Here is a 10,877-nt window from a genome sequence, read left to right on the forward strand (position 1 = left end):
GATGGCGGTGCTGTCCTGCCGGGGCCTGCGCAAGGTGTTCGCCGGCAACGTCGTACTCGACGGGCTGGACCTCGACGTCGCCGAGCACGAGGTGGTGGCGCTGATCGGGGCGTCCGGCTCGGGCAAGTCGACGCTCCTGCGCTGCGTCAACCTGCTGGAGGAGATCGACGACGGCACGATCCACCTCGACGGCGACCACATCACCGCCCCCGGCACCGACGCCGACCGGGTACGCCAGCGGATCGGGATCGTGTTCCAGGCGTACAACCTGTTCCCCCACCTGACCGTGCTGGACAACATCACCCTCGCCCCGCGCCGGGTGCACCGGCGGGACCGCGCCGACGCCGAGGCGCAGGCCCGCGAACTGCTGGCCCGGGTCGGGCTGGCGGAGAAGGCCGGCGCCTACCCCGACCGGCTCTCCGGCGGCCAGCAGCAGCGGGTGGCGATCGTCCGGGCACTGGTCAACTCGCCGCGGCTGATGCTGCTCGACGAGGTCACCTCGGCCCTGGACCCGGAACTGGTCGGCGAGGTGCTGACCATGATCCGCGACCTGAAGGCGGACGGGATGACGATGGTGCTGGCCACCCACGAGATGAGCTTCGCCCGTCAGGTCGCCGACCGGGTCTGCTTCCTCGACGGCGGCCGGGTGATCGAGCAGGGACCGCCCGAGCGGGTGTTCGGTGACCCGACCGAGCCGCGTACGAGGCAGTTCCTGCGCCGCATCATCGAGGCCGGCCGCCTCTGACTCCCCCGCGATCTTGCACTTGTCGCCGGGCAAACCCGACAAAGGGAGGAGACAACCGCAAGATCGCGGGGATGGAAGGGCGCGGGGGTCAGAGGGCGCGGATGGCCAGGGCGGCGTCGAGCACCGCGACGGCGCTGTCCCAGCCCTTGTCCTCGGCCGAGTCGGGCAGCCCGGCCCGGTCCCGGGCCTGCTCGATCGTGTTGACGGTCAGCACGCCATGGCCGACCGGGGTCGACTCGTCGAGCGCGACCCGGGTCAGCCCCTCGGTCACCGACTGGCACACGTAGTCGAAGTGCGCGGTCTCGCCGCGTACGACCACGCCGAGCGCCACCACCGCGTCGCAGCGGCGGGCCAGCGCCTGCGCCACCACCGGCAGCTCCACCGACCCGGCGACCCGGGCGACCACCACCTCGCGTACGCCGCACGCCTTGCCGGCCGCGACCGCCCGGTCGAGCATGTGGTCGACCAGTTGCCCGTGCCAGCGCGCGGCGACCACGCCGAGCGTCAACCCGCCCGCGTCCACCGTGGACACCCCGGGGGCACCGAATCCCGCCATCGTCAGACTCCGTTCCGTGGAAAGACCGGTGGACCGCTACGCCGTACCGTCGGCGACGGCGTCGAGCCGGCCCGTCTCGTTGTCCAGCTCGTCGAGCAGGTGTCCCATCCGGTCACGCTTGGTGCGCAGGTAGCGCACGTTCTCCGGATGCGAGCGCACCGGCAGCCGTACCCCGCCGACGATCTTGAGGCCGTAACCCTCCAGCCCGGCGCGCTTCGCCGGGTTGTTGGTGATCAGCCGCATCGACCGGACGCCGAGGTCGTAGAGGATCTGGGCGCCGGTGCCGTAGTCGCGGGCGTCGGCCGGCAGGCCCAGTTCCAGGTTGGCGTCGACGGTGTCGCGCCCCAGGTCCTGCAACTGGTAGGCCTGCAACTTGTGCAGCAGCCCGATGCCGCGCCCCTCGTGGCCGCGCACGTACAGCACGACCCCGCGCCCCTCCTGCGCCACCCGGGCCAGCGCCGCGTCGAGCTGCGGGCCGCAGTCGCAGCGCAGCGAACCGAACACGTCCCCGGTCAGGCACTCCGAGTGCACCCGGACCAGCACGTCCTCACCGTCGCCGAGGTCGCCGGCGACCAGGGCGATGTGCTCGTTGGTGTCGTACTCGGCGCGGTAGCCGACCGCCCGGAACACCCCGTGCGCGGTCGGGATGCGGGCGTCCGCGACCCGCTCGACCTGCTTCTCCGTACGCCGCCGGTAGGCGATCAGGTCGGCGATGGTGATCAGCGTCAGTCCGTGCTCTGCGCTGAACCGCGCGAGGTCCGGCAGCCGCTGCATGGTGCCGTCGTCGTTGACCAGCTCGCACAGCACCGCCGCCGGTCGCAGGCCGGCCAGCACGGCCAGGTCGACGGCGGCCTCGGTGTGCCCGGGCCGGCGCAGGACCCCGCCGGCCTTGGCCCGCAGCGGCACCACGTGGCCGGGCCGGGCCAGGTCGGCCGGCGACGTCGCCGCGTCGGCGAGCAGCCGGATGGTGTGCGCCCGGTCGGCGGCCGAGATGCCGGTGCTGACCCCCTCGCGGGCGTCGACGGTGACCGTGTACGCGGTGCCGCGCCGGTCCTGGTTGGTGTGGTACATCGGCGGCAGTTCGAGCCGGTCGGCGTCGGCCTCGGTCAGCGGCGCGCAGATGTAGCCCGAGGTGTGGCGGACCATGAACGCCAGCAGTTCCGGGGTGGCCAGCTCGGCGGCGAAGATCAGGTCGCCCTCGTTCTCGCGGTCCTCGTCGTCCACGACGACGACCGGGCGGCCGGCCGCGATGTCGGCGACGGCCTGCTCGATGGTGCCGAAGGTGCCCATCACGACCGCCCCGAAAGCGGTGCGGCCGACGCGGCGCCGGTCCCGCCCAGCAGCTTCTCCACGTACTTGGCGATCACGTCGACCTCCAGGTTGACCGGGTCACCGACGCCCTTGCGGCCGAAGGTGGTCAGGGTGAGGGTGGTCGGGATCAGACCGACCGAGAACGAGTCGTCGTCCACGTCGACGACGGTCAGCGACACCCCGTCGACGGTGATCGAGCCCTTCTCGACCACGTAGCGGGCGAGGTCGGCGGGGAGCGAGAACCGCACCGTCTCCCACTTCTCGGCGGGTTCGCGGGCGGTGATCGTGGCCACCCCGTCGACGTGCCCCTGCACCAGGTGACCGCCGAGCCGGGTGGCGAGCGTGGCGGCCCGCTCCAGGTTCACCCGGTCGCCCTCGGCCAGCGCGCCGAGCGACGAACGGCGCAGCGTCTCGCCCATCACGTCGGCGGTGAACACGTCGCCGTCGACGTCGACGACGGTCAGGCAGACGCCGTTGACCGAGATCGAGTCGCCGTGCCGGGCGTCCGGGGCGACCACCGGGCCGCGTACGGCGACGAGCACCGAGTCGGTGCCGGTGTCGGTGACCCGGATGATCTCGCCGAGCTCCTCGACGATGCCGGTGAACATGCCCTAGCCCTCCCTCTTGCGGGGAACCGCGGTGAACCGCAGGTCGGGGCCGACCTGGGTGATGTCGACGAAGTCCAGCTCGATGATCTCGGCGATCGTGGTCACGCCGGCCCCGGACAGGGCGGCCGGGCCGGCGCCGAGCAGCTTCGGCGCGACGTACCCGATCACCCGGTCGACGAGGCCGGCGGCCAGGAACGCCCCGGCGAGCGTCGGCCCGCCCTCCAGCAGCACCGACCGGACACCGCGCCGGTCCAGGGCCGCGAGCAGCGCCGGCAGGTCGACCCGCCCGCCGTCGACGGTGCCGACCTCGTCGGCGGTCGCCACCCAGGTCCCGGCGGCGCCGTCGCGGACCCGGGCCTGTTCCGGGGTACGCCCCGAGGAGTCGACCACGACCCGCAGCGGCTGCCGGATGGCGAGGCTGCCGTCACGCAGGTTGCGGGCGGTGAGCCGGGGGTCGTCGGCGAGCACGGTGCCGACACCGACCAGGACGGCGTCGACGGTGCCGCGCAGGGCGTGCACGTCCATCCGGGCCGCCTCGGAGGTGATCCACATGCTGGTGTTGTCGGCGGCGGCGGACCGGCCGTCGAGGGTGGCGGCGTACTTCCAGGTCACGTACGGCCAGCCGCGGCGTACCGAGGTCAGCCAGGCGATGTTGCCGGCCTCCGCCTCGGCGGCGCGGACCCCGGTGACCACCTCGATCCCGGCCTCGCGCAGCGTGTGCGCGCCTCCGGAGGCGACCGGGTTGGGGTCGCTGACCGCGACCACGACCCGGGAGATGCCGGCCTGGATCAGCGCCTGCGCGCACGGGCCGGTGCGGCCGGTGTGGTTGCACGGCTCCAGCGTGACGACGGCGGTGCCGCCCTTGGCCCGCTCACCGGCCTGTGCCAGCGCCACGATCTCGGCGTGCGGACCGCCGGTGTAGGCGTGGAATCCCTCGCCGACGACCTCGCCGGACGGGTCGAGCAACACGCAGCCGACCACCGGGTTGGGGCTGGTGGTGCCGAGCCCCCGGGCGGCCAGCGCGATCGCGCGGCGCATCGCCTCGTCGGTGGAGACGTTCGCCATGGTGCTGCCCCTGCTTTCCTCGCGTGCCGGTCGGCGCGCGGGCAGGGGGATGAGCGGCGGCGAACCCGGGGACGGCGAAGCCGACCCCGGAAAAGCCCGAGGAACGGCACACGAAAGGTGCCGTCGACGGACCCGTCCGTCCCGCGCGCTGTCTCCCATCCGGACTGTCTGGGCGCGGGCCGCCGGGCGACCTGCCCCCAACCGTCGGCCCTGGAATCGTCACCAGGTCAACCGGCCGTTGGTTACGACCGGGTCGCGGGCTGACCGGGGCGGAAACCCCGGATCACCGCCGGTTCGGAATTACACCGAGTCCCGCCAGCGCGTGGTGGGTACTGCCCAGAGTCTTACACGTCCGCGCGCACAAGGCGCGCCAGGGGCGACCTACGTCACACTCGCCGGTCCGCTCGCCGGTCGCCCCTTCACAGGCGTCGGCCCAGGTCAGTGGCTGTTGAGCCGGCGGTCGGCGGCGATGAACGAGCCGGGCTGACTCTTCGCCACCGACTTCATCTCGTTGGCGACCGCGATGATCTCGCGCGGGTCGGTGAACCGCCGGGCCGGGGTCGACAGGGCCACCCCGACCGACAGGGTCACCAGGTGGGCCTTGTGCACGTTGCCGCGCCGGTCCTTGACCTCGACGAAGCCACGTTTGGCGTCGCGCGGGTCGTACAACTCGTCCGCGGCCCGCTCGAAGTCGACGACGGCCCGCTCGGTCAGCGGCCGGACCTGGTCGGGGGCACAGACGATCACGAAGTCGTCGCCGCCGACATGGCCGAGGAAGGCCGGCGGCAGACCCGCGCCGAGAACCGCCCGGTGCAGGCTGCGGGCCAGGGCGCTGATGAACTCGTCGCCGCGGCCGAAGCCGTAGCAGTCGTTGACGCTCTTGAACCGGTCGATGTCGATGTAGCAGACGGCGTAGTCGAAGCCGCCGCGTACCCGGTCGGTGATCTCCCGCTGGATCCGGGTGTTGCCCGGCAGCCCGGTCAGCGGCGACAGCTCGCGGTATTCCCGGTTGCGGCGCAGTGTCGAGACGACCCGGGCCACCAGCTCGGAGGTGTCGAACGGCTTGACCAGGTAGTCGTCGGCGCCGGCGGTGAGCCCGACCACCTTGTCGACCGTGAGCCCCTTGGCGGTCAGCATGATGATCGCCAGGGCGGCCGACAGCGGGTTGGCCCGCAGCCGGCGGGTCAGCTCCAGGCCGTCGATCTGCGGCATCATCAGGTCGACCACGGCCAGGTCGGGGCGGTGCCGCTCGACCATCGCCAGCGCCTCCAGGCCGTCGCGGGCGCGGATCACCTCGAAGCCGTGCAGGCGAAGGTTGAACTCGACGAACCGGGCGATGTCGTCGTCGTCGTCCACGACCAGGATCAGGTCGGGACGGGCATCGGCCGGCTCGACGCTCACCGCCGCCCCCTGCCTTCCGCCGCGACGGGGCGGGACCGGCGGGGCCGGACCGGCCCGCCCACCGCCGCGCTCCCGCGCATCCCGCCCGCCCCGTTCACGCCCGCGCCGCGGCGCGCTCGGCGAGCCGCCGCAGCTTCCGTACGGCCTCGGCCGGATCGTCGGCCCCGTAGACGGCGGTCCCGGCGACGAACGCGTCGGCGCCGGCGTCGGCGGCCTGCTCGATGGTGTCGGCGGCGATCCCGCCGTCGACCTCGATCCGCAGCTCCAGGTGGCCGGCGTCGACGTGCCGCCGGGCGGCGCGGACCTTGTCGAGCAGCTCGGGGATGAACCGCTGCCCGCCGAACCCGGCCTTGATCGTCATGATCAGCAGGGTGTCGAAGCTGGGCAGCAGTTCCAGGTAGGGCTCGATCGGGGTGTCCCGGTCGATCGCCAGACCCGCCTTGGCGCCGGCCGCCCGCAGGTCGCGGGCCAGCGCCACCGGATTGTCCGACGCCTCGGCGTGGAAGGTGACGTTGTACGCGCCGGCGTCGGCGTAGCCGGGTGCCCAGCGCCGCGGATCCTCGATCATCAGGTGTACGTCGAACGGCAGCGACGTGGCCGCGATCAGGCTCTGCACGACCGGCAGGCCGATCGTCAGGTTGGGCACGAAGTGGTTGTCCATCACGTCGACGTGCAGCCAGTCCGCGGCCCCCTCCACCGCCCGGGCCTCGTCGGCCAGGTTGGCGAAGTCGGCGGCGAGGATGCTGGGCGCGACGATCGGAGCTGGGGCGTTCACCGCGCCAGTGTACGAATCATCGACCGGCACCGGACACGCGCCACCGCCGAAGGTCACGTAGGTTCGTTGTTCCAGTGGACACGGCAGCCGGTGGGTGCGGGTGGCACCCCCGGGTGCGGAACGGACGGTGAGTGGTCAATGAGCGTGTTGGGCGTCGACATCGGCGGTTCGGGCATCAAGGGGGCACCGGTCGACCTCGCGACAGGTGAACTCGCCCAGCCCCGGCAGCGGATCGAGACCCCGGCACCGGCCGACGTGACCAGCGTGGTGGAGACCGTCGCCGAGGTGGTGTCCCGCTTCGACGCGACCGACCGGGTCGGGATCACCTTCCCCGGCGTCGTCGTCGACGGTGTCGTACGCACCGCGGCCAACATGGACGCCTCCTGGCTGGACGCCCCGGCCGCCGAACTGTTCGCCGCCCGGATCGGGATGCCGGTCGTGGTGCTCAACGACGCCGACGCGGCGGGCGTGGCCGAGATGACGTACGGGGCCGGACGCGGGCGGCCCGGCGTGACCCTGATGCTCACCTTCGGCACCGGCATCGGCAGCGCCCTGTTCCTCGACGGGAGGCTGGTGCCGAACACCGAGTTCGGTCACCTGGAGCTGCGCGGCGGCGACGCCGAGGACTACGCCTCCGACCGGGCCCGCCAGCTCGACGGGCTGGACTGGCCGACCTGGGCCGGCCGGGTCCAGGAATACCTGGAGATGGTGGAGATGCTGCTCCGCCCCGATCTGATGATCATCGGCGGCGGGGTGAGCAAGAAGGCGGCCGAGTTCCTGCCGCTGATCGACATCCGTACCCCGGTGGTGCCGGCCGAACTGCGCAACACCGCCGGCATCGTCGGCGCGGCCCAGGCCGCCACGCTGCGCTGACCGGCACCCGTACCGCCCGGCCGGGGTGACCCCGGCCGGGCGGACCCGCCGGACCGTCCCGGCCTGCCGTCATACGACGATCAGGCCGACGACCCAGACGAAGGCGATTCCCAGCGCGGCGCCGAGCTCGATGAGCATCGACAGGCCGGCGGCCTTCAACGCGTTCTTCGTCGACGGCCACGCGGCCTGGTTGTCGCCCAGCCGCATCCGCTCGGCCAGCCACACCCCGAGCACGAAGCCGAGGATCAGGCCCACCACCGGCACCACGAAGAACCCGACCAGGCCGAGCAGGCCGCCGAGCAGCAGCGTCCGGTTGGGTACGCCGGAGCGTTTCAGGTTGCGCCCCGGCCAGGCGTACTGGACGACGGCGCCGACGACCGCGATCACGGTGGCGACGGCCAGGATCACCCACTTCACCCAGCCGCCGTCGGCGAAGATCGCCCACAGCAGCACGCCACCCCAGCACAGCGGCAGTCCCGGCAGCACCGGGACGATCACCCCGAGGATGCCGACGACGATCGCCACCCCGGCGATGAACGTGATCAGTGTGTCGGTGTCCGCGAGGTTCATATCGGCACTCCAGCGGCGAAGCGGACGGATCGGCGTCATCGTACGTCGGCCCCGCGAGCGACCCGGTTTCCACCGCGCCGGGCGCCCGCCGGTGTGGATGATCGAATTCGGCCGTACGGCCGAACCACCCACGCGGCCGTTCCCGTAGGCTCCACGCCCGGCGGCCCCCTACCCGACCTCCGGTTCCCCCAGACCCGATCCACGCACGACCGTCGACGGCCGGGCGGCCCGCCGCTTCGACGAGCCCCCGAAAGGCATGGAACGATCAATGCGACGGTGGATGGCGGCCCTGGCCGCGACCGTGACGCTGACCGTGGCGACCGGCTGCGGCAACCCGGCCGGAGTCGACGGCATGCTGACCGACGACTGGCCGGAGTTGCCGGCCGCGGTCGGCTTCACACCGGAGGCGAACGTCTGCCACGAGTACGCCGGCTGGGTACGTCGCAAGGCCACCGACTACCGCCCCGTCGCCTGCACCGAGAAGCATCTGGCCGAGACCATCCAGGTCGGCAGCTTCCCGGCGGCGGTGACCGAGTATCCCGACGGCGGCACCAAGCCGCTACGTGACGCGTACGCCGAATGCGACAAGGCGTCCCGGGGCTGGCTCGGCGGCGACTGGCGGGAGGCCGCGCTGACGCTGAACGTCGTACCGCCCAGCCAGAACGCCTGGCGCGGCGGCGCCCGCTGGTTCCGCTGCGACCTCGGCCGGCGCAACTCCATCGAGGACAAAGGGCCCCGTACCGGCACGGCGTCGCTCAAGGACGCCATGACCAACGGGTCGGAGCCGCGCTACGGCTGCTACGACTTCGACGAGGACGGGAACAAGGCGACCCTCGTCCCGTGCGACCGGCCACACACGGCCGAGTTCGCCGGCACCTTCGAGACGAACCTGAGCTGGGAGAAGTTGACCGCCGACGGCGGCGACGAAGCCACCCACCGCAACTGCCTGAAGGTCATCGCGAAGTTCGCGAAGGTGCCCGACGACGGCAACGTCAAATACCGCTCCGGCAGCATCTCCTACTACCCGAGCCTCGACGAGTGGACGATGGGCAGCCGCACCGTCCGGTGCCTGCTCTGGTTGGCGGACAGCACCAACCGGTCCGTACGCGGTGGCGGCACCAGCGCCCTTCCGATCGGATGAGGGCGGCCATCCCCGGCGGGCGGTGGTTCCGTGGACCGCTCGCGGCGCTGGCCGCCGGTCTGACCCTGACGGTGGCCGGCTGCGGCAACCCGGCCGAGGTCGACGGCCTGCTCACCGACGACTGGGCGGCCTTTCCCGAACCGGTCGCGGTGGTGCCGGTCGCCGGCGAGTGCCACGAGTCCACCTCGGGCATCAGGGTCCGGGTGTCGGACCACCACCCCATCGACTGCGCCAACAGCCAGCGTGTCGAGACGATCCACGTCGGAACGTTCGAGGACGCCGACTCCGTCCCGGCGGAAGGCGGCCAGACAATGCGGGCCAGGTTCAACGAGTGTGACCGAAAGGCCCGCGACTGGGTGGGTGGGGACTGGCGGACGGCGCGGCTCAGGCTGACGGTCCGTACGCCCACCGAGACGGCCTGGGCCGGCGGTGCCCGATGGTTCCGGTGCGACCTGAGCGAGGCCCGAGCGGTGGACGCCGCCCTCGAGGTGCCGCGTAGGGGCTCGCTGAAGAACGCGCTGACGGCGGAACCGCAACTGCTGCACCAGTGTTTCAAGGTCAACCTGTCGACCCACGAGACGGTGATGTCCATTGTGGCGGTGACCTGCGACAAACCGCACGAGGCCGAGTTCACCGGGATCCACACCACTCAACAGGTGACCTACGAGGCGTTCCTCGAGGACTTCGACGGCACCGACGCGGCCTGTCTACGGGTGGTCGCCGCCTACGCGAAGATACCTGTCGACGGCAACCTGGAGTACCGTGTCGGCACGCTCTTCTACGGGCCGGACGAGGCGGCCTGGGAAGCCGGCGACCGCGGCGTGCGCTGCCTGGCCTGGCTCCCGGACCAACTGACCCGGTCGGTACGCGCCGGCGGCACCAGCGCCCTTCCGGCCCGGTGACGACAGCGATGCGCCACCGACTGCTCGCGGCGCTGGCCACCGGCCTGGCGCTGGCGGTGACCGGCTGCGGCTACCCGGCGGACGTCGACGGCATGCTCACCGACGACTGGCCGGCGCTGGCCGAGCCAGCCCTGTTCACGCCGGCGGCCGGGGTCTGTCACCGCTACGCACCCCGGTTCGACATCGGTGTGGCCGACTACAAGCCGGTCGACTGCGGCACCACCCACCAGACCGAGACGCTCCACGTCGACGCGTTCGACGCCGGACAGGTCGAACCGCCGAAGCTCGGCGACCCGGTGTTGAAGTCGGCGTACGACACCTGCGACGGGAAGGCCCGGGAATGGCTCGGCGGCCGGTGGCAGGACGCCCGGCTGAGCCTGCGGGTCGGGATACCCACCCGGCGCGCCTGGGACGCCGGCGCCCGCTGGTTCCGGTGCGACATTCAGCAGTTCGTGGCCCTACACGCCCGGGACGCGGCCGAACGCAAGGAAAGCCTCCGGGGTGAACTCACAGGCGAGTCCGATCTGCGGCTCGGCTGCTTCGACTACGAGGTGGGCGACGAGTACATCGAGAAAATACTGCCGACCCTCTGCGGCATTCCCCATCTCAGCGAATACGTCGGAACCCACACCGCGACGCACCGGACGTACGAGGCGATGGAGGCCGACCACGACGGACTCGACCGGGCCTGCCGGCGGATCGTCGCCGGCTACGCGAAGGTTCCCGACGACGCCCGGCTCGCCGACCGCGCGGGATGGTTCTACTACCAGCCGGACCCGTACGAGTGGGGCCTCGGCGACCGGGCCGTCCGGTGTTTCGTGGACCAGTACGGTCGGGAGATGACCCGGTCGGTACGCGACGGCGGTGACGCCGCCCTGCCGGTACGGTACTGACGGCGCCGGCCCGGACCGGATGGTCCGGGCCGGCGGG

Annotated in this window: 12 protein-coding genes; 5 read left to right on the forward strand and 7 right to left on the reverse strand. The window is 72.2% G+C overall.

Going from position 1 to position 10,877, the window contains the following annotated elements:
* Position 1: 1 nt before the first annotated feature.
* Positions 2–745 (forward strand): amino acid ABC transporter ATP-binding protein, encoded by a 744-nt coding sequence (locus tag QCD66_RS24365; RefSeq protein WP_375735184.1) that lies wholly within the window; start codon positions 2–4, stop codon positions 743–745.
* 88 nt (positions 746–833) lie between these two features.
* On the opposite strand, the gene ribH is transcribed toward QCD66_RS24365, so the two are convergent.
* From ribH to rpe, 6 genes are all read right to left on the reverse strand, one after another.
* The gene (gene ribH, locus QCD66_RS24370; protein WP_364207535.1) at positions 834–1,301 is read right to left on the reverse strand and encodes a 6,7-dimethyl-8-ribityllumazine synthase; all 468 of its coding nucleotides are present in this window, start codon (positions 1,299–1,301) and stop codon (positions 834–836) included.
* Positions 1,302–1,337: 36 nt separating this feature from the next.
* On the reverse strand, positions 1,338–2,591 hold the full coding sequence (locus QCD66_RS24375) for a bifunctional 3,4-dihydroxy-2-butanone-4-phosphate synthase/GTP cyclohydrolase II (RefSeq protein WP_375735185.1): 1,254 nt from the start codon (positions 2,589–2,591) through the stop codon (positions 1,338–1,340).
* Positions 2,591–3,220 carry a riboflavin synthase gene (locus tag QCD66_RS24380; RefSeq protein WP_357540081.1) on the reverse strand — a complete coding sequence of 210 codons (630 nt, stop codon included), beginning with the start codon at positions 3,218–3,220 and terminating at the stop codon, positions 2,591–2,593. Before QCD66_RS24380 ends, QCD66_RS24375 begins: the two co-directional genes overlap by 1 nt.
* A 3-nt stretch (positions 3,221–3,223) precedes the next feature.
* Entirely contained in the window at positions 3,224–4,285 is a 1,062-nt protein-coding gene (gene ribD / locus QCD66_RS24385) for a bifunctional diaminohydroxyphosphoribosylaminopyrimidine deaminase/5-amino-6-(5-phosphoribosylamino)uracil reductase RibD (RefSeq protein WP_364207532.1), read from the reverse strand.
* Between the two features lie 438 nt (positions 4,286–4,723).
* Positions 4,724–5,686 (reverse strand): response regulator, encoded by a 963-nt coding sequence (locus tag QCD66_RS24390; RefSeq protein ID WP_364207530.1) that lies wholly within the window; start codon positions 5,684–5,686, stop codon positions 4,724–4,726.
* Positions 5,687–5,780: 94 nt separating this feature from the next.
* Entirely contained in the window at positions 5,781–6,461 is a 681-nt protein-coding gene (gene rpe / locus QCD66_RS24395) for a ribulose-phosphate 3-epimerase (protein ID WP_357540075.1), read from the reverse strand.
* A 138-nt stretch (positions 6,462–6,599) separates the two neighbouring features.
* Between rpe and ppgK the strand changes: the two genes are divergently transcribed.
* On the forward strand, positions 6,600–7,334 hold the full coding sequence (gene ppgK, locus QCD66_RS24400) for a polyphosphate--glucose phosphotransferase (RefSeq protein ID WP_357540073.1): 735 nt from the start codon (positions 6,600–6,602) through the stop codon (positions 7,332–7,334).
* Between the two features lie 69 nt (positions 7,335–7,403).
* Here the strand turns inward: ppgK and QCD66_RS24405 are convergent, their stop codons facing one another.
* Positions 7,404–7,904, reverse strand: a complete 501-nt coding sequence (locus tag QCD66_RS24405) for a DUF456 domain-containing protein (protein ID WP_375735186.1) — start codon at positions 7,902–7,904, stop codon at positions 7,404–7,406.
* A 268-nt stretch (positions 7,905–8,172) separates the two neighbouring features.
* Here QCD66_RS24405 and QCD66_RS24410 point away from each other — a divergent pair, with 268 nt between their 5' ends.
* The 3 genes from QCD66_RS24410 to QCD66_RS24420 are packed head-to-tail and all read left to right on the forward strand — an operon-like array spanning position 8,173 to position 10,840.
* Positions 8,173–9,045, forward strand: a complete 873-nt coding sequence (locus QCD66_RS24410) for a septum formation family protein (RefSeq protein WP_375735187.1) — start codon at positions 8,173–8,175, stop codon at positions 9,043–9,045.
* The gene (locus tag QCD66_RS24415; RefSeq protein WP_375735188.1) at positions 9,042–9,947 is read left to right on the forward strand and encodes a septum formation family protein; all 906 of its coding nucleotides are present in this window, start codon (positions 9,042–9,044) and stop codon (positions 9,945–9,947) included. The genes QCD66_RS24410 and QCD66_RS24415 overlap by 4 nt, the downstream gene beginning before the upstream one ends.
* 8 nt (positions 9,948–9,955) lie before the next feature.
* Positions 9,956–10,840, forward strand: a complete 885-nt coding sequence (locus QCD66_RS24420; protein ID WP_375735189.1) for a septum formation family protein — start codon at positions 9,956–9,958, stop codon at positions 10,838–10,840.
* The last annotated feature ends 37 nt before the right edge of the window (positions 10,841–10,877 follow it).

The sequence above is a fragment of the Polymorphospora sp. A560 genome, from assembly GCF_045781765.1.
GTDB classification, from domain to species: Bacteria; Actinomycetota; Actinomycetes; order Mycobacteriales; family Micromonosporaceae; genus Polymorphospora; species Polymorphospora lycopeni.